This is a genomic window from Halomonas sp. G15 (genome assembly GCF_021282295.1).
Taxonomy (GTDB): Bacteria; Pseudomonadota; Gammaproteobacteria; order Pseudomonadales; family Halomonadaceae; genus Halomonas; species Halomonas alimentaria.
Window position 1 is genome coordinate 19,757 of the sequence record NZ_JAJSPA010000028.1, and the last position, 18,664, is coordinate 38,420.

Sequence of the window (18,664 nt, forward strand, 5' to 3'; positions counted from 1 at the left end):
TTGGCTAAACATTACCGCGAGGAGGTGGCCATGCAGTTCATTGTGGAGATTGCGCTGAGTTTTCCGGTGGTGGTATTCAGCGTGCTGATGCCGCTGGTACTGCTCTACTGGGTGCTGGTGGCGTTGCGCCTGGTGCCGCTGGAACTGTTCGAGCACGACAGCCTGAAGGGGGACTACCTCTCGAGCTCGCTGGTCGCTCTGGGCTTCGCTGGGGTGCCGGCCTCCTTCTCGCTGTCGGTGCTGCTGTTGCTGGCCGCGGCCATCACCCTGGCGGTGGAGCTGCTTGGCCTGCGCTGGCTTGACCTGGGCTTCTTCCGGGTGCCGCTGGGCGTGGTGGTGCTGTGGGGCGCCTTCGCCATCGCCTCGCCGTTGGCCGCGGCTCTCTGCGGTTCGATGCGGCGCTGGTTTCACCGCCACCTGCTCGGCCACCAGCGCTGCCTGCTGGGGGAGCATGTCGAGGTACTGGCCGAACCGGATGGCGAGGGCTGGACGCGTGCAACCCTGGTCGATGATCCGCAGCATGAGGTGCGCCTGCACGGCAAGGCAGACAGCATGCCTCACGTCGGCGAGCATCGGGTGCTGGTGAAATACGTGGCCGAGGAGGGCGCCTATCGCAGCGTCGACGCCACGGAGTTTCGAGAGGCGCGCTCACACCTCCACCGCCTGCGCCTTGGTGGAGGCCGCTCGGCCACCGTTTGATGGGTCTGAGTGGTTAGGCACGACGCATCAGGGCGAGCTGGGTATCCACCAGCTCGCGGCCCTTGGCCACCAGCGAGAAGCGCTCGTGGTTGCGCAGCCAGTCGTGGAAGAGGCCGCCGAGCATCGCCTGCATCAGCTCGGCGGCGATGACCGGCGAGAGGTCGTCGCGCAGATGGCCCAGGCGGGCGGCGCAGGCGAAGTAGTCGGCCTGCGCACCGCAGGCCTCGTCGGCCATCTCGTTCTGCATGGCCAGCGGGTCGATATCGCCGAACACCTCGCAGTGGTGAATCAGGATGGCGTGGACTCGCCGGTAGTGAGGCTGCTCCAGACGCTCGAACCCCTTCAGGATGGCCAGTCGAATGGCCTCCAGGGGGCGCTCCACCAGACTTGGATCACCGATCTCCGCAACCAGTTCCTGGAATGGCATGCGCACCCGGCCGAGCATCGCCTGGAAGAGGTCGGCCTTGTTGCGGAAGTGCCAGTAGACGGCACCGCGGGTCATGCCGGCGTGGCGGGCGATCTGTTCCAGGGAGGTACGGGCGACCCCCTTCTCGAGGAATACCTCCTCGGCGGCGTCGAGCAGTGCCTCGCGGGTGGCGGCGGCCTCGGCCTTGGTGCGTCGGGCCATGGAACGAGCCTCATGCGGGGAAAGATGCCAGTATTCTACCCGATCCCTTCGGGCATTTACATACAAGCATGTATGCCTGGCACCCTTGTCGACGTCATGGTTCGCGAGAGCCCTCGCCATCGCCGCTCGCGGGGCGTATAAGGATTCGGTGAACGTCAGCTCAAGGAGCGCCCGATGGCCAGAGCCCCCTTCGATCTCGCCGGCGTCAGGATTGCCGCCGGTTCCCGGACCCAGATCGACGTGCCCGCCGCACGCCTGTATACCCATGCGCCGCTCTCGATTCCGGTGGAGGTGGTGCACGGCCGCCAGGCAGGGCCCACGCTGCTGGTATGCGGTGGCATCCACGGTGATGAGATCAACGGCGTGGAGATCGTGCGCCGTCTGCTGCGTTCGAAGCAGCTCCAGGGGCTGCGCGGGACACTGATCGCCGCCCCCATCGTCAATGTCTTCGGTTTCGTGCAGCACAGTCGCTACCTGCCCGACCGGCGCGATCTCAACCGCTGCTTCCCGGGCAGTGAGTCGGGCTCCCTGGGCGGGCGCATGGCGGCACTGTTCCGCGAGGCGATCGTCGATCAGGCCACGCATATCATCGACCTGCACACCGGGGCGATCCACCGCACCAACCTGCCCCAGATCCGCGCCCAGTTGGTGGCGGGTAGCGAGACCGAACTCATGGCCAACGCCTTCGGGGCACCGGTGATCCTCAACGCCGAGCTGCGCGAGGGCAGCCTGCGTCACTACGCCCAGAATCGTGGCATCCCGGTGCTCACCTACGAGGCCGGCGAGGCGTTGCGCTTCGACGAGTGGGCGATCACCCCCGGCGTGCGTGGGGTGATCAGGGTGATGCGCCGCCTGGGGATGCTGGCCGGTGAGCGGCGTCGTCGCGATCCGCCGGCCGCCGAGGTGGCCAATGGCTCGAGCTGGGCACGGGCACCCATCGACGGCATCCTGCGCCCCAAGGTGCGCCTGGGTGCCCGGGTGGCCAAGGGCGATGTGCTGGGCCGGGTGGCGGATCCCTTCGGCAACGCGGAAGGAGAGGTGCATGCCATGGCCGACGGTATCGTCATCGGCATGAGCCGCTTGCCGCTGGCCAACGAGGGCGAGGCGCTGTTCCATATCGCGCGCTTCGATGCCATCGAGGAGGCGGAGAGCGCCATCGAGGACTTCCACTCCAGCCTGGAGCCGCCACCCGACCCGCTCTACTGAATAGTGTGCTGAGTGTGTACCGAGTGGCCTCAGGCCACGGCGCGGGTCTCGCGCTCGGTGACCAGGCCCAGGGCATCGTCGAACACCGACAGGCCCGCGCCCTCGCGATGGGCGTTCTCTGAGAGGTGACGGCGGAACTTGCGTCCGCCCGGCTGGCCCTGGAAGAGCCCCAGCAGGTGGCGGGTGAGGTGGTTGAGCTTGGCGCCCTCGTCGAGGCGACGGGCGATATAGGGGCGCAGGGCGCGGGCCGCGCCGTGGCGGCTCTCGGCCGGCCCCGGCACGCCGTAGAGGGCCTGGTCGACGCCGGCCAGCAGCCAGGGGTTCTGATAGGCCTCGCGGCCGATCATCACGCTGTCGACGCGCTCGAGCTGCTCGCGGCACTCGTCCAATGTCGTGATGCCGCCGTTGATGCCGATGTGAAGCTCGGGGCGGCTCGCCTTGAGGCGATGCACCCGCGGGTAGTTGAGCGGCGGCACGTCGCGGTTCTCCTTGGGGGAGAGCCCCTCGAGCCACGCCTTGCGGGCGTGCACGATGAAGGTGTCGCAGCCGGCGTCGGCGACGATCTCGATGAAGCGCGAAAGATCCGTGTCCTCGTCCTGGTCGTCGATGCCGATGCGACACTTGACGGTGACCGGGATCGATACCGCCTCGTGCATGGCGCGCACGGCGGCGGCCACCTTCTCCGGGTGGCCCATCAGGCAGGCGCCGATCAGGTTGTTCTGCACCCGATCGCTCGGACAACCGACGTTGAGGTTGACCTCGTCATAGCCCCACGCCTCGGCGATGGCCGCGCACTCGGCCAGCTCGCCGGCATCGCTGCCGCCCAGCTGCAGGGCGAGGGGATGCTCCACCTCATCAAAGCCGAGGAAGCGCTCGCGAGGACTACCGTGCAGGATGGCCCCGGTGGTCACCATCTCGGTATAGAGCAGGGCGTGGCGCGTCAGGGTCCGGACGAAGGCGCGGTAGTCGCGGGTCGTCCAGTCCATCATGGGGGCCACGGAGAAGGTACGGTCGAGCTGGGGCATCGGCATCACGGGTGTCGGTCGAGAAGGCGCATAGTTTATCAGTCCCCCGCGGTCAGGCCGAGGGGTGGACGACGCCAGTCCCCCGGGAGTGGTAGCCTGAGAGTTAATGACATAGTCGGAGATGGCAGATGGCAAGGGCTCGATGCGCGATACTTTCGTGGGCGTTGCTGGTAGGAATGGCGCTGGCGACGGCCGGGTGCGGTGGCGAGGGCGAGCCGCCGGCGAGCGAGCCAGCCGAGACGAGCTCCGCCGCCGAGACTCCTGAGCCGCAGGTTGCGCCCGAGCCCGAGGCACCCGAGGTGCCGCCCTTCGACCAGCCGGCGGCGATCGAGATTACCTCCCGACTGGGTAGTGATCGGCGTCTGACGGTGGAGGGCAGCACCAACCTGCCCGAGGCAACTCGCCTGCAGGTCATCGTGGAGAGGGAACTCAGCGGGGTGCGCTGGCGCGAGCGCGTGTCGGTGGAGGCTGGCGGTTTCGTGGCGGGTCCCTTCGGCCCCGGCAGCGGGCTGCCGGATGGTGGCTATCGCGTCACCGTCGATGTGCAGGAGAGCAGCGTTCAGCCACGTTCGGTGCGTGACCGTCTGGGCGAGGAGAACGAGCATCTCAGCGGTCCCCTGGTGGGGCAATCCAGGCATGGCCTGGGGCAGGTGGCGAGCTTCAGCCAGCGTTTCCTGGTGGGCAGCGAGACGCGCCGTACCCACGATCGGGTGGAAGTGCTGCGAGTCGAGTAGGCGCCCGTCCGAAGGGCGCCGCTAGCCGATCATGTCTGTAGCAGGCCGGGCTGCCAGCGTGCCAGCAGCTTGCCCAGCAGCAGGGTGTCGGAGGTGTAGCCCGAGGAGGTGTCGGCGCCGGGGTGGGCGAAGCGCAGGGCGCCGTCCGTGGCCTGGGTGACGTGGCGTACCCGGTGCTCGCCCTCCTGCTGGATCAGGTAGAGGCCGGCGCGGCGGAAGATGTCGGTGGGCGCCACGGCGACCAGGTCGCCGGGGGCGAGATAGTCGAAGGGCTCGTCGGGGGCCGGCGTGACCAGGAAGCAGTCGCCCTCCCACTCGAGTTCGGGCACCAGTTCGAAGGGCAGGTCGATGCGACCGGCGTGGCGATCATGCCAGGGGGCCGGCGGGTGTCTCCGCAGATAGAGCGGCGCGGCGCGGTTACTGCTGTCACCCTCCAGCAGGCGGGAGAGCGGGCATTCCAGGGCGCGGGCCAGGGCGACCAGGCGCTCATGACCGATCTGCTTGATGGCCCCGGACTCCCAGTAGGAGATGGTCACGTCCGAGACACCCACCCGGCGAGCGAGGGCGGCCTTGTTGAGCTTGGCTTCCTCGCGCAACGCCTTGATCCGCGGGCCTAGTTGGTGCATGTCTCCATCCTGTCGACTTTCGTGAGGTTGTTGTGATGACCCAAGATGATCTGCGATCAACTGGGCCTGTGCAATAGCGTGCAGCCAACGCTGCATCAGCGTGGACTACCAGGCGACCGGCTCGCCAGCCCAGTCGTAGAAGCTGCCGCTCTCCTCGGAGGCGCGTTCGCCCAGCACGGTGAGCAGCCGTTCGGCGACGAAGGCCTGGGAGAACAGCTTGCCCTCGGGAACCCGTGCCTGGAAGGGGCGGGAGAGACCGGTATCGGTGGTGCCCGGATGCAGGCAGACCACCGTGATGTCGGGGTTGAGGCGGCGCAACTCAACCGCCGCGGTCCGCATCAGCATGTTATGGGCTGCCTTGCTGGCGCGGTAGCCGTACCAGCCGCCTAGGCGATTGTCCCCGATGGAGCCCACTCGAGCCGACAGACTGGCCACCAGCGCGGGGTGTCTTCCCTTCAGGGCGGGCTGCAGCGCCTGGATCAGCATCGCCGGCAGGATGGCATTGATCTCGAACAGCTGCGCCAGCGCCTGTGGGTCTAGGTCGTCGAGGCGCTTCTCCGGGTGGATCCCATGGCCCTCGTCGTGAAGCAGGCCGATGGCATTGAACAGCAGGTGCAGCGGGCGGCCGTCGAGATGGTGTGCCAGGCCCGCGCGCCCCTCCGGTGTGGCGAGATCCAGGGCCAGGCCCTCGAAGCGCTCGTCGTTGCGGCTTGTCGGCTGGCGGCTGACGGCAATCACGCGGCCGGGTCGCGGACTCGCCAGCAGGGCGTCCACCACGGCAGCGCCGATGCCGCCTCCGGCACCGGTAATCAGGGCGGTAAAGCCCTCGGGGAGTTGGCCGAGCATCACGCTCTCCTTCGCAGATGACCAGACATTGACCCCGGTCAGGCAGGATGATTCCCGGCCACGGCTGCCGAGGCGTCGGCAGGTGCGTATAATGCCGCCATCCATCCACCATCGGACCCGGGACACCGTAACGACATGACCGTACGCACGCGTATCGCGCCATCACCGACCGGCGACCCCCACGTCGGCACCGCCTACATCGCCCTGTTCAATCTGTGCTTCGCCCGCCAGCACGGCGGTCAGTTCATCCTGCGCATCGAAGATACCGACCGGGTGCGCTCCACCGCCGAATCGGAACAGATGATCCTCGACTCGCTGCGCTGGCTGGGCCTGGAGTGGGACGAGGGGCCCGACGTGGGCGGCCCCCATGGCCCCTACCGCCAGAGCGAACGCGGCGATATCTACGCGGAGTACGCCCGGCAGCTGATCGAGTCGGGCCACGCCTTCCGCTGCTACCGCACCAGCGAGGAGCTGGACGAGCTGCGCGAGGCGCGCAAGGCCGCGGGCATGCACCTGGCGCTCAAGCCCGCCGACCTGGCTCTGCCCGCCGAGGAACAGGCACGCCGCGAGAAGGAGGGGTGGCCACATGTAGTGCGCATGCAGGTGCCGGCCAGCGGTACCTGTGTGGTGCAGGACATGCTGCGCGGCACCATCGAGGTGGACTGGGCCCAGGTGGATGCCCAGATCCTGCTCAAGTCCGACGGCATGCCCACCTACCACCTGGCCAATGTAGTGGACGACCACCTGATGGGCATCACCCATGTGCTGCGCGGCGAGGAGTGGATCAACTCCGCCCCCAAGCACCAGCTGCTCTATGAGTACTTCGGCTGGGAGATGCCCGAACTCTGCCATATGCCGCTGCTGCGCAACCCGGACAAGTCGAAGCTCTCCAAGCGCAAGAACCCGACCTCCATCAACTACTACCGGCGCATGGGTTACCTGCCCCAGGCGGTGACCAACTACCTGGGCCGCATGGGCTGGTCGATGCCCGACGAGCGTGAGAAGTTCAGCCTCGACGAGATGATGGCCCACTTCGATATCCAGCGGGTCTCGCTGGGCGGGCCGGTCTTCGACCTGGAGAAGCTGACCTGGCTCAACGGCCTCTATATCCGCGAGGAGCTGGACGACGAGGGTTTCCTCAAGGCGCTGATGGAGTGGGCCTTCAACGAGCCCTACGTCAGGGAGATCCTGCCCCAGGTGCGGCCACGCGTGGAGACCCTCTCCGAGGTGGTGCCGCTCGCGGGGCACTTCTTCTCCGGCCTGCCGCGCATCACCGAGGAGAGCTTCGACGGTGTGAAGCTGGGCCGCGAGGACCTGCTCAAGCTGCTGCAGTTCCTGGTGTGGCGTTTCGAGACGCTACCCGCCTGGCACAAGGAGGCGCTGCTCGCCGAGGTCAAGGCGCTTGCGGCACACTTCGAGCTCAAGATGAAGGAGTTCCTGGCTCCGGTGTTCATTGCCGTGACCGGCTCGCCCTCCAGCACCTCGGTGATGGATGCCATGGCGATCCTCGGCTCGGACATGACCCGGGCACGGCTGCGCCACGCCATCGAGGTGCTGGGCGGTGTCTCCAAGAAGCAGGCCAAGCGCTTCGAGAAGGAATACAGGGAGCTCTGAAAAATAGTTGACGAAGTCGGGGCGGATCAGTAACATACGCCTCGTCTTCACGGCACGTTGGGGCCTTAGCTCAGCTGGGAGAGCGCAACACTGGCAGTGTTGAGGTCAGCGGTTCGATCCCGCTAGGCTCCACCAATTCGTGCGCAGCGTGAAGGTCACGTCCCATTCGTCTAGTGGCCTAGGACACCGCCCTTTCACGGCGGGAACAGGGGTTCGAACCCCCTATGGGACGCCATCTTGATTCAAAAAGGGCACCCCCTTGCGGGTGCCCTTTTTGTTCCCCGGTGATACCTCAAAGCGCCTGTTGCCAGCGTTGACATTTCTCACGTTATACCCCCTCCCTGACGCCGATTTCGTGGCGATTTCCGCTTGACTTGTCCACTCGGCATGGTTCCGTGCGGCTGTCTGTGCATAGTTCGGCCGCAAAGGCCCGTGCTGCCTGGCTTTTAATTAAATCCCTTTAAAAACAACAGTTTATACGCGATCAAAAAATGATCAATCTAAGCTCAGGCCGCTGATCATGGCGATTGTGAGACCTTTTCGAGGGGTTTTGAACAGGGTTATCCACAGAATGTGTGGAAAACGCCGGGGCGGTGGAAAAACAACCTTGCGGCGGCCCTGAAGGCCGCCGCGGGAAAGGGTCAGTCGGGCTTCACGGCGCGCAGGCGACGCAGCAGCGAGGAGGTGTCCCAGCGACCGCCGCCCATTATCTGGACGTCGGCATAGAACTGGTCGACCAGGGCGGTCACCGGCAGGCGAGCCTGGAGTCGGCGTGCCTGTTCCAGGCAGATGCCGAGATCCTTGCGCATCCAGTCAACGGCGAAGCCGTGCTCATATTCGTCGGCGATCATGGTCCCGTGGCGGTTCTCCATCTGCCAGGAGCCGGCGGCCCCCTTGGAGATCACGTCCACTACCCGCTGGCGGTCGAGACCGGCCTGCTCGGCAAAGTGCAGCCCCTCGGCCAGCCCCTGGACCAGGCCGGCGATGCAGATCTGATTGACCATCTTGGTGAGCTGGCCGCTGCCGGCGGGGCCCATCAGCGTCACCGCGCGACCGTAGTGGCCGAGTAGCGGCTCGATACGGGCAAAATCGGCGTCATCGCCACCGCACATGATGGTCAGGGCGCCGTTCTCGGCGCCCTGCTGGCCGCCGGAGACCGGGGCGTCCACGAAGCCGATGCCGCGCTCGCGGCAAGCGGCATCCAGCTCCTCGGCGAGATCAGCGGAAGCCGTGGTGTGGTCCACCAGCAGGCTGCCCTCGGCCATGCCGGAGAGGGCGCCGTTCTCGCCGGTGGTGACCTCACGTACATCGTCGTCGTTGCCCACGCAGACCAGTACCAGGTCGGCACCGCTGGCGGCCTCGCAGGGCGTTGCGTGGTGGCTGCCTCCGTGTTCCCCGGCCCAGGCCTCGGCCTTGGCCGGGGTGCGGTTGTAGACGCGCACGTCGAGGCCTGCGCGGGCGAGGTGGCCGGCCATGGGGTAGCCCATCACGCCCAGGCCGATAAAGGCGACGGTGGAGATCTTCTGGCTCATGGAGAATTCCTTGTTCTTCGGGTTGGGATAACGCAGAAAACCGCCCGAAGGCGGCTTTCTGTGATGGGTCGCGATGCCTGCCAGCGACTTACTTGGCAGGATAGTCGCGCTGATCGTGGCCCGTATAGAGCTGGCGCGGGCGACCGATCTTGTAGCTGTCGCTGAGCATCTCGTGCCAGTGGGAGATCCAGCCGATGGTGCGCGACACCGCGAAGATCACGGTGAACATGTTGGTCGGGATGCCCATGGCCTTGAGGATGATGCCGGAGTAGAAGTCGACGTTGGGGTAGAGCTTGCGCTCGACGAAGTACTCGTCCTCCAGGGCGATCTGCTCCAGACGCTTGGCGATCTTGAGCTGCGGGTCGTCGATGCCGAGCTCGGCCAGGACCTCATCGCAGGTCTCCTTCATCACCTTGGCGCGCGGGTCGAAGTTGCGATAGACGCGGTGGCCGAAGCCCATCAGCTTGAAGGGATCATCCTTGTCCTTGGCCTTGTCGATGAAGCGCTGGATGTTCTCCTCGGAGTCGTCACCGATCTCGTCGAGCATCTTGAGCACCGCCTCGTTGGCGCCGCCGTGGGCCGGGCCCCACAGGGCCGCGATGCCGGCACTGATGCAGGCGAACGGATTGGCGCCGGTGGAGCCCGCCAGGCGCACCGTGGAGGTGGAGGCGTTCTGCTCGTGGTCGGCATGCAGCATGAAGATGCGGTCCATCGCCTTGGCGTAGACCGGGTTGATCTTGTACTCCTCGCACGGCGTGCTGAACATCATGTAGAGGAAGTTCTCTGCATAGTTCAGGTCGTTGCGCGGGTAGTTGAACGGCTGGCCCACATTGTACTTGTAGGACATCGCGGCGATGGTCGGCATCTTGGCGATCAGGCGGATCGCGCTGATGATGCGATCCTCCTCGACGTTGATGTCCATGTGGTCGTGATAGAAGGCGGCCAGGCCACCCACGACGCCGCACAGGATCGACATCGGATGGGCATCGCGACGGAAGCCCTTGAAGAAGTTGTTGATCTGGTCGTGGACCATGGTGTGGTTGCTGACCCGCGACTCGAAGTCGGCGTACTGCTCATCGTTGGGCAGTTCGCCGAATAGCAGCAGGTAGCAGAGCTCGACGAAGTTCGACTCCTTCGCCAGCTGGTCGATGGGGTAGCCGCGATGCAGCAGGACGCCCTTGCCACCATCGATGTAGGTGATGGCCGACTGGCAGGAGGAGGTGGCCATGAAGCCGGGATCATAGGTGAACAAGCCCTCGGCGCCGAGTCCACGGACGTCGACGACGTCGGGGCCCAGGGAGCCCGAGTAGACGGGCAGTTCGATCGTCTTGTCCAGGCCGTCAACCGTCAGCGTCGCTTTCCTGTCAGCCATGAAAGGCCTCCTCTCGAGTTCGTGATTAGGGCGATAAGTCATTCATTCTTTGGCGTCTTCGCAGGGGGATGCCGGCGAAAAAGGTTCGCCCACTATAGAAGCGTCCCAGCGATTGTCAATTAGCCCATGGCGAGGGCTCTCATCTACTCTGATCGTCTTGTTGCATAGGACTTGCATAGGAAATGGTGCAAAGCACCATTGTGCGGGGGCTGCCCGGCGGCTCACGACGGCACAGCGGAGAAAAGGGAAGGGCGAAAGCTTTGTACCATGGTCTAGTCGGGGGCCGCCCGGTTTGTCATGGGCCGGGCGGGCCCCTATAATCCACCCCGCGCGACTGGCAGGTACAGCCGGTCTTGCCGCCCTCCGGCAACGGCCGATGCCTTCCCGAAACCACCGCCCGCCCGGCGCCTGTCCAGGCTTCCCAAAGCGGGCCATAGAGAGTGTGTAGAGAGCCGTGAATAGCAAACGACCCGTAAATCTGGATCTGTCCACGATACAGTTTCCGCTACCCGCCCTGACGTCGATCGCTCACCGCATCACCGGCGTCATCCTTTTCATTGGCCTGATCTTTGCCTTCTGGGCGTTGAGCACATCGCTCTCCTCCCCGGCAGGCTTTGTCGCGGTAAGCGATGCACTGGCCGGCAACTTCCTGGCCAAGCTGGTCGCCTGGGGTCTGCTGTCTGCCTTGGCATTCCACTTCGTTGCCGGCATCAAGCACCTGCTGATGGACATGGATATCGGCGTGACCCTCGAGGGCGGCCACAAGAAGGCGCAGATCACCGTGGTGGTGAGCGCCGTACTGATCATTCTGGCGGGAGTCTGGGTATGGTAACCAACGTCACGAACCTCGGTCGCAGTGGCCTCTCCGACTGGCTGATCCAGCGGGTCTCGGCCATCATCCTGGCGCTCTATACGCTCTTCATCGTTCTCTACCTGCTGTTCAACCCGAATCTCGACTACGCGACCTGGAGTGGCCTGTTCGCCCAGACCTGGATGCGCATCTTCTCGCTGCTGGCCTTCGTCTCTCTGGCTGGCCACGCCTGGGTGGGGCTGTGGACCGTGACCACCGACTATCTCAAGCCGACCGCCATCCGCGTGACCGTTCAACTTCTTGTCATCCTGGCCATTTTTGCCTTCCTGGTCTGGGGCATTCAGATTCTGTGGGGAGCCTGATTCATGTCCAACATGCGTAGCCTGACCTTCGACGCCATCATCATCGGCGGTGGCGGTGCCGGCCTGCGGGCCGCCCTGGAACTCGCCAAGTCCGGCAAGAAGACCGCGGTACTCTCCAAGGTCTTCCCGACCCGCTCGCACACCGTGTCTGCCCAGGGTGGCATCACCTGTGCCATCGCCTCGGCCGATCCCAACGACGACTGGCGCTGGCATATGTACGACACCGTCAAGGGCGGCGACTATATCGCCGACCAGGACGCCGCCGAATACATGTGCTCCGAGGGTCCCAAGGCCGTCTTCGAACTCGAGCACATGGGCCTGCCGTTCTCGCGCTTCGACAACGGCCGCATCTACCAGCGTCCGTTCGGTGGCCAGTCCAAGGACTTTGGCGCCGGTGGCCAGGCGGCACGCACCTGTGCGGCGGCTGACCGTACCGGTCACGCCCTGCTGCACACGCTTTATCAGAACAACCTGAAGAACAACACCACCTTCCTCAACGAGTGGTATGCCGTCGATCTGGTCAAGAATGCCAACGGCGACGTGGTGGGCTGCATCGCCATGGACATCGAGACCGGCGAAGTGGTGCACGTCAAGTCCAAGGCGACCGTGCTGGCCACCGGTGGCTCCGGTCGTATCTACGCCTCCACCACCAATGCCCTGATCAACACCGGTGATGGCATCGGCATGGCGCTGCGCGCCGGCTTCCCGATGCAGGACATGGAAATGTGGCAGTTCCACCCCACCGGCATCTACGGTGCGGGCACCCTGGTCACCGAGGGTTGCCGTGGCGAGGGTGGCTACCTGGTCAACAAGGATGGCGAACGCTTCATGGAGCGCTATGCGCCCAACGCCAAGGACCTGGCCGGCCGCGACGTGGTCGCGCGTTCCATGGTCATGGAGATCCTCGAGGGCCGTGGCTGCGGCGAGAACGGCGACCACGTCTACCTCAAGCTGGATCACCTGGGCGAGGAAGTCCTCGGCAAGCGTCTGCCCGGCATCGTCGAGCTCTCCAAGACCTTTGCCCACGTGGACCCGGCCAAGGAGCCGATCCCGGTTGTGCCGACCTGTCACTACATGATGGGTGGCGTGCCGACCAACGTGCACGGCCAGGCCATCATGCGTGGTGAAGACGGCAAGGACCAGATCGTCAACGGCCTGTTCGCCTGTGGCGAGGCGGCCTGTGTCTCGGTCCACGGCGCCAACCGCCTGGGTGGCAACTCGCTGCTCGACCTGGTGGTGTTCGGCCGCGCGGCGGGCATGTTCATCGAAGGCGCGCTCAACGAGGGCATCGACTACCTCGACGCCTCCGAGTCCGACGTCGAGACCGCGATGAAGCGCATCACGCGCTGGAACGAGTCCGAGGGCGGCGAGACCGTGCCGGAGCTCAAGCGTGAACTGCAGGCCATCATGCAGAACTCCTTCGGCGTGTTCCGCGAAGAGGAGAACATGCAGAAGGGTGTCAAGCAGCTGGCCGAACTGCGTGGCCGTATCGCCAACGCCTACCTGCCCGACAAGACCAACGCCTTCAACACCGCGCGTGTCGAGGCGCTGGAGCTGGACAACCTGATGGAGGTCGCCGAGGCCACTGCCATCGCCGCCCTCGAGCGCAAGGAGAGCCGTGGCGCCCACTCTCGCTACGACTACCCGGACCGTGACGACGTCAACTGGCTGAAGCATTCGCTCTACTTCCCGGCCGACAAGTCGGTCGGTCAGCGCGATGTGAACTTCAAGCCCAGGACCGTCGACACCTTCGAGCCGAAAGTCCGTACCTACTAATTCAGCAAATACGAGGGTGAGCCACGATGCTTCAGGTATCCATCTACCGCTACAATCCGGAGACCGACTCCGCGCCCTACATGCAGGAGTTCCAGGTCGACACCCAGGGCCGCGACGTCATGGTTCTCGACGTCCTGCACATGATGAAGGAGCAGGATAACGGCCTGGCCTACCGTCGCAGCTGCCGCGAGGGCGTGTGCGGCTCCGACGGCATGAACATGAACGGCAAGAACGGCCTGGCCTGCATCACGCCGCTTTCCGAGGTGGTCAAGGGCAACAAGCTTACGCTGCGCCCGCTGCCTGGCCTGCCGGTGATCCGCGACCTGGTGGTCGACATGGGGCTGTTCTATCAGCAGTACGAGCGCATCCAGCCCTACCTGCAGAACGATGAGCCGGCGCCGGCCATCGAGCGCCTGCAGTCACCGGAGGATCGCGACAAGCTCGACGGCCTCTACGAGTGCATCCTGTGCGCCTGCTGCTCCACCTCCTGCCCGTCGTTCTGGTGGAACCCGGACAAGTTCGTGGGTCCCGCGGGTCTGCTGCAGTCCTACCGCTTCCTGGTGGACTCCCGCGATACCGCCACCCGCGAGCGCCTGTCCGAGCTCGAGGATCCGTTCAGCGTGTTCCGCTGCCGCGGCATCATGAACTGCGTGGCGGTGTGCCCCAAGGGGCTCAACCCCACTCGCGCGATCGGCAAGATCCGCGAGATGCTGTTGGCCAACGGTAGCTGAGTCGATGGCACTTAAATCGTGTTCCGGGGCTTGGTATCATATGTCCAGCCCATCTCCTGCGACCATGGGTCGCGGGTAGCAGGGACACAGTGTTGGAAGCCGGTGCCCTGGGTGCCGGCTTCTGACCATGAAATTCAAGGTTTCCGGCCAGCGACGGCCGGAAGCGCCGGATACGCATAGGCCCCAGCCGGCAGGGCACCCCCGATGTCGCCGTGGCCGCGTCGCGGTGACGCCGATCACACCCCATCAGTGCAGGGTGACCGAGAGATGCAACAAGGCATAATGGAGTTGATGTGGCGCTCCTCCCACGTCACTGGCAGCAATGTCCACTACGTGGAAGCGCTCTACGAGCAGTACCTCGATGACCCCTCCGCCGTTCCCGACGAGTGGCGCCAGTACTTCGACGAGTTGCCGCGCCCCGAAGACGGCCCCTCCCACGATGTTCCCCTGGCCCCGGTCCGCGAACAGTTCCACCAGCTCGGCAAGCAGCGTCGTACGGCACTGGCACCCGCTGCTGCCGATGGCGAGGAAAATCGCAAGCAGGTCAGGGTCCTGCAGCTGATCAACGCCTACCGCTTCCGCGGTCACCAGAAGGCCAATATCGATCCGCTGGGACTGCGCAGCCAGATGCCGGTTCCCGACCTCGACCTCTCCTTCCATCAGCTGTCGAAGAGTGACCTCGATACCGAGTTCCAGACCGGTTCGTTCTTCCTGGGCATGGACAAGGCTCCGCTCAAGGAGATCGTCGACGCCCTGGAGCAGACCTATTGTCGCTCCATCGGCTGCGAGATCATGCATATCGTCGACACCGAGGAGAAGCGCTGGCTGCAGCAGCGCTTCGAGTCGGTGCGCAGCGCGCCCACCTTCAGCAATCAGGTGCGCCAGCATGTGCTGGAGCGCCTGACCGCTGCCGAGGGCCTGGAGAACTACCTGGCCTCCAAGTACCCGGGTACCAAGCGCTTCGGCCTGGAGGGGGGCGAGTCCTTCATTCCGATGATGGACGAACTGATCCAGCGTGGTGGTGGGTATGGCGTCAAGGAAGTCGTGATCGGCATGGCGCACCGCGGTCGCCTCAACCTGCTGGTCAACATCCTCGGCAAGAACCCCGGCGAGCTGATCGACGAGTTCGACGGCAAGAAGGTGATCGAGCGCGGCTCCGGTGACGTCAAGTACCACCAGGGCTTCAGTTCCAACGTGATGACGCCGGGCGGCGAAGTGCACCTGGCACTGGCCTTCAACCCCTCCCACCTGGAGATCGTCTCCCCGGTGGTCGAGGGCTCGGTGCGTGCTCGCCAGGATCGCCGTGACGACAGCGACGGCACCAAGGTGCTGCCGATCAACGTGCACGGCGATGCGGCCTTCGCCGGTCAGGGCGTGGTCATGGAGACCTTCCAGATGTCCCAGACCCGTGCCTACAAGACCGGCGGCACGCTGCACATCGTCATCAACAACCAGGTCGGCTTCACTACCTCGCATCCCGAGGACTCGCGTTCCACCGAGTACTGCACCGATATCGCCAAGATGGTCCAGGCGCCGATCTTCCACGTCAACGGTGACGATCCGGACGCGGTGCTGCACGCGACCCAGGTGGCGCTCGACTACCGCCAGCAGTTCAAGAAGGACGTGGTGATCGACCTCGTCTGCTACCGCCGCCGTGGTCACAACGAGGCCGACGAGCCCAGCGGCACCCAGCCGATGATGTACCGCAAGATCAAGGATCACCCTTCCTCGCGGGCCGTCTACGCGCAGCGTCTGGTAGAGCAGGGCGTGCTCTCCGAGGACGAGGCCAAGGCGATGATCGAGACCTATCGCGAGGACCTGATGGCCGGTAACCATGTGGCCAATGCCCTGGTTCAGGAGCCCAACACCTCGCTGTTCGTCGACTGGAAGCCCTACCTGGGACACGAGTGGACCGGCCACGCCGACACCTCGGTGCCGATGAAGAAGCTGCAGCGCCTGGCGGCGAAGATGTGCGAGATTCCCGACGGGGTCGAGGTCCAGCGTCAGGTGGCCAAGATCTACGACGACCGCCGCAAGATGCAGGCCGGCGGCATGGCCCTCAACTGGGGCTTCGCCGAGACCCTGGCCTACGCCACCCTCATCGACCAGGGGCATCCGGTACGCATCACCGGCCAGGACGTGGGTCGCGGCACCTTCTCCCACCGCCATGCGGTGGTGCACAACCAGAAGGACGGCAGCGCCTACGTTCCCCTGCAGCACATGGCGGACGGTCAGCCGCGCTTCACCATCCATGACTCCTTCCTCTCCGAGGAGGCGGTGCTCGGCTTCGAGTATGGCTATGCCACCACCGCCCCCAATGATCTGGTGATCTGGGAGGCGCAGTTCGGGGACTTCTTCAATGGCGCCCAGGTGGTGGTCGACCAGTTCATCTCCTCCGGCGAGACCAAGTGGGGTCGGCTGTGCGGCCTGACCATGCTGCTGCCCCATGGCTACGAGGGGCAGGGCCCCGAGCACTCCTCGGCCCGTCTGGAGCGCTTCCTGCAGATGTGCGCCGAGCACAACATGCAGGTCTGTGTGCCCACCACCCCGGCGCAGATCTTCCATCTGCTGCGTCGTCAGGTGATCCGCAAGGTGCGAAAGCCGCTGGTGGTGATGTCGCCCAAGAGTCTGCTGCGCCACAAGGATGCCACCTCCAGCCTCGACGAGCTGGCCGAGGGCAAGTTCCAGATGGTGCTGCCCGATCAGGCCAACCTCGAGGCGGCCAGCGTGGAGCGCATCATCCTGTGTGCCGGCAAGGTCTACTACGATCTGGCGGCCTGGCGTCAGGAGAACGGTCGGGACGACGTGGCCATCCTGCGCGTCGAGCAGCTCTACCCCTTCCCCAAGGAGGAGCTGTTCGAGGCGATCCAGGCCTATACCAACGTTACCGATATCGTGTGGTGTCAGGAGGAGCCGCTCAACCAGGGCGCCTGGTATCCGAGCCAGCACCATATGCGTGCCGTGGCGGACATGCTCAAGGACGGTCTGGGAGGCAAGCTCAAGTTTGCCGGCCGGCCGGCCTCGGCGGCTCCCGCTGCCGGCTATATGTCCGTGCACACTGAACAGCAGCGCCAGCTGGTGGAAGACGCCTTCAATCTGTAACGGCGCCCACCAGGACGAGAGAGAACTCACAAGGGATACGACATGGCTACCGAGATCAAGGCCCCAACCTTTCCGGAATCCGTTGCCGAGGGCAGCGTTGCTGCCTGGCACAAGAAGCCGGGTGACAGCGTCGAGCGTGACGAGCTGATCGTCGAGATCGAGACCGACAAGGTCGTGCTCGAGGTGCTGGCCCCCGAGGCGGGCGTCCTCGCCGAAGTGCTCGCCGAGGAGGGCGAGACCGTGGAGTCCGAGCAGGTGCTGGGAAGTATCGGTGAAGGCTCAGGCGACAAGCCGCAGGCCCAGGGCAACGACAAGGCCGATGCCAAGGCCGAGAAGAAGGACGACGCCAAGGTCGACAAGCCGGCCGGCGGTGGCAAGCAGCATGAAGTGAAAGCGCCGACCTTCCCGGAGTCGATCCAGGAAGGCACCGTGGCCAGTTGGAGCAAGCAGGTTGGCGAAGCGGTCAAGCGCGACGAGGTGCTGGCCGAGATCGAGACCGACAAGGTGGTGCTCGAGGTGGTCGCCCCCGCCGATGGCGCGCTCGCCGAGATCAAGGCCGAGGAGGGCAGCCAGGTCACCTCCGAGCAGGTGCTGGCGATCTTTGCCGAAGGCGCCGGCGGCGAGGCGAGCACTTCCGCCGATGCCGAACCGGCCGCCTCCGCCGATGACGGCGCCAGTGACGAGAAGGTGGGCGACAAGATCCTCGCCCCCGCCGCGCGCAAGCTGGTCGCCGAGCACGACCTCGATGTCAGCAAGATCGAGGGCACCGGCAAGGGCGGGCGCATCCTCAAGGAGGACGTGCAGCGCGCCGTGAAGGAGGGCTCGGCCAGCAAGTCCGCCAAGGCTTCCGGTGGTGGTGCCGCCAAGGCCGCTGCCGCGGCACCCGCCGTCGAGGGCGAGCGCCCCGAGAAGCGCGTGCCGATGAGCCGCCTGCGCCAGACCATCGCCAAGCGACTGGTTCAGGCCCAGCAGACCGCCGCCATGCTGACCACCTACAACGAGGTGGACATGGGCGCAGTCATGGACCTGCGTGCCCAGTACAAGGACACCTTCGTCAAGACCCACGACGTCAAGCTCGGCTTCATGGGCTTCTTCGTCAAGGCGGCAAGCGAAGCGCTCAAGCGCTTCCCGGACGTCAACGCCTCCATCGACGGTACCGACATCGTCTATCATGGCTACCAGGACATCGGCGTGGCGGTCTCCACCGACCGTGGCCTGGTGGTGCCGGTGCTGCGCGATACCGACAGCATGAAGATCGCCGATGTCGAGAAGGGCATCGTCGACTTCGGGAAGCGGGCCCGTGACGGCAAGCTCGGCATCGACGAGATGCAGGGCGGTACCTTCACCATCACCAACGGCGGCATCTTCGGTTCGTTGATGTCCACGCCGATCATCAACCCGCCGCAGACCGCCATCCTGGGCATGCACAAGATCCAGGAGCGCCCCATGGCGGTGAACGGCAAGGTCGAGATCCGCCCGATGATGTACCTGGCGGTCTCCTATGACCACCGCATGATCGACGGCAAGGACGCGGTGCAGTTCCTGGTCACCATCAAGGAGCTGCTGGAAGATCCGGCGCGCCTGCTGCTGGACATCTGAG

Annotated in this window: 16 protein-coding genes and 2 tRNA genes; 12 read left to right on the plus strand and 6 right to left on the minus strand. The window is 65.2% G+C overall.

The window, feature by feature from the left end; translation table 11 throughout:
* Positions 1 to 699 carry a hypothetical protein gene (locus tag LWH48_RS12920; protein WP_332875628.1) on the plus strand — a complete coding sequence of 233 codons (699 nt, stop codon included), beginning with the start codon at positions 1 to 3 and terminating at the stop codon, positions 697 to 699.
* A 13-nt stretch (positions 700 to 712) separates the two neighbouring features.
* On the opposite strand, the gene LWH48_RS12925 is transcribed toward LWH48_RS12920, so the two are convergent.
* Positions 713 to 1,327, minus strand: a complete 615-nt coding sequence (locus tag LWH48_RS12925) for a TetR family transcriptional regulator (protein WP_232912896.1) — start codon at positions 1,325 to 1,327, stop codon at positions 713 to 715.
* Between the two features lie 174 nt (positions 1,328 to 1,501).
* Between LWH48_RS12925 and LWH48_RS12930 the strand changes: the two genes are divergently transcribed.
* Entirely contained in the window at positions 1,502 to 2,533 is a 1,032-nt protein-coding gene (locus tag LWH48_RS12930) for a succinylglutamate desuccinylase/aspartoacylase family protein (protein ID WP_232912897.1), read from the plus strand.
* Positions 2,534 to 2,562: 29 nt separating this feature from the next.
* Here LWH48_RS12930 and dusA read toward each other — a convergent pair whose 3' ends face one another.
* A complete protein-coding gene (gene dusA, locus LWH48_RS12935) occupies positions 2,563 to 3,558 on the minus strand; it encodes a tRNA dihydrouridine(20/20a) synthase DusA (protein WP_232912910.1) in 996 nt (331 codons plus the stop codon).
* 128 nt (positions 3,559 to 3,686) lie between these two features.
* Between dusA and LWH48_RS12940 the strand changes: the two genes are divergently transcribed.
* Complete coding sequence (locus tag LWH48_RS12940; protein ID WP_232912898.1) at positions 3,687 to 4,292, plus strand: hypothetical protein; 606 nt, start codon at positions 3,687 to 3,689, stop codon at positions 4,290 to 4,292.
* A gap of 29 nt (positions 4,293 to 4,321) precedes the next feature.
* Here the strand turns inward: LWH48_RS12940 and LWH48_RS12945 are convergent, their stop codons facing one another.
* A complete protein-coding gene (locus LWH48_RS12945; protein ID WP_232912899.1) occupies positions 4,322 to 4,918 on the minus strand; it encodes a helix-turn-helix domain-containing protein in 597 nt (198 codons plus the stop codon).
* 105 nt (positions 4,919 to 5,023) lie between these two features.
* Positions 5,024 to 5,764, minus strand: a complete 741-nt coding sequence (locus tag LWH48_RS12950; RefSeq protein WP_232912900.1) for an SDR family NAD(P)-dependent oxidoreductase — start codon at positions 5,762 to 5,764, stop codon at positions 5,024 to 5,026.
* A gap of 135 nt (positions 5,765 to 5,899) precedes the next feature.
* Here LWH48_RS12950 and gltX point away from each other — a divergent pair, with 135 nt between their 5' ends.
* From gltX to LWH48_RS12965, 3 genes are all read left to right on the plus strand, one after another.
* The gene (gene gltX / locus LWH48_RS12955; protein WP_232912901.1) at positions 5,900 to 7,378 is read left to right on the plus strand and encodes a glutamate--tRNA ligase; all 1,479 of its coding nucleotides are present in this window, start codon (positions 5,900 to 5,902) and stop codon (positions 7,376 to 7,378) included.
* Between the two features lie 59 nt (positions 7,379 to 7,437).
* Positions 7,438 to 7,513: transfer RNA gene (locus LWH48_RS12960), tRNA-Ala, on the plus strand.
* Positions 7,514 to 7,537: 24 nt separating this feature from the next.
* Positions 7,538 to 7,613, plus strand: a tRNA-Glu gene (locus LWH48_RS12965).
* A gap of 406 nt (positions 7,614 to 8,019) precedes the next feature.
* On the opposite strand, the gene LWH48_RS12970 is transcribed toward LWH48_RS12965, so the two are convergent.
* A complete protein-coding gene (locus LWH48_RS12970; RefSeq protein WP_232912902.1) occupies positions 8,020 to 8,910 on the minus strand; it encodes an NAD(P)-dependent oxidoreductase in 891 nt (296 codons plus the stop codon).
* 88 nt (positions 8,911 to 8,998) lie between these two features.
* Positions 8,999 to 10,282 carry a citrate synthase gene (gene gltA, locus LWH48_RS12975; RefSeq protein ID WP_161432515.1) on the minus strand — a complete coding sequence of 428 codons (1,284 nt, stop codon included), beginning with the start codon at positions 10,280 to 10,282 and terminating at the stop codon, positions 8,999 to 9,001.
* A gap of 454 nt (positions 10,283 to 10,736) precedes the next feature.
* On the opposite strand from gltA, the gene sdhC reads away from it, so the two are divergent.
* The 6 genes from sdhC to odhB all read left to right on the plus strand — a co-directional run bounded on the left by sdhC (position 10,737) and on the right by odhB (position 18,663).
* Positions 10,737 to 11,114, plus strand: a complete 378-nt coding sequence (gene sdhC, locus LWH48_RS12980) for a succinate dehydrogenase, cytochrome b556 subunit (RefSeq protein ID WP_232912903.1) — start codon at positions 10,737 to 10,739, stop codon at positions 11,112 to 11,114.
* On the plus strand, positions 11,108 to 11,455 hold the full coding sequence (gene sdhD, locus LWH48_RS12985; RefSeq protein ID WP_161432513.1) for a succinate dehydrogenase, hydrophobic membrane anchor protein: 348 nt from the start codon (positions 11,108 to 11,110) through the stop codon (positions 11,453 to 11,455). The genes sdhC and sdhD overlap by 7 nt, the downstream gene beginning before the upstream one ends.
* Before the next feature lie 3 nt (positions 11,456 to 11,458).
* Entirely contained in the window at positions 11,459 to 13,231 is a 1,773-nt protein-coding gene (sdhA, locus tag LWH48_RS12990) for a succinate dehydrogenase flavoprotein subunit (protein WP_161432512.1), read from the plus strand.
* A gap of 26 nt (positions 13,232 to 13,257) precedes the next feature.
* Complete coding sequence (locus LWH48_RS12995) at positions 13,258 to 13,962, plus strand: succinate dehydrogenase iron-sulfur subunit (RefSeq protein ID WP_161432511.1); 705 nt, start codon at positions 13,258 to 13,260, stop codon at positions 13,960 to 13,962.
* A 267-nt stretch (positions 13,963 to 14,229) separates the two neighbouring features.
* Complete coding sequence (locus LWH48_RS13000; RefSeq protein ID WP_161432510.1) at positions 14,230 to 17,064, plus strand: 2-oxoglutarate dehydrogenase E1 component; 2,835 nt, start codon at positions 14,230 to 14,232, stop codon at positions 17,062 to 17,064.
* Positions 17,065 to 17,106: 42 nt separating this feature from the next.
* On the plus strand, positions 17,107 to 18,663 hold the full coding sequence (gene odhB, locus LWH48_RS13005) for a 2-oxoglutarate dehydrogenase complex dihydrolipoyllysine-residue succinyltransferase (protein ID WP_232912904.1): 1,557 nt from the start codon (positions 17,107 to 17,109) through the stop codon (positions 18,661 to 18,663).
* Position 18,664: the final 1 nt, after the last annotated feature.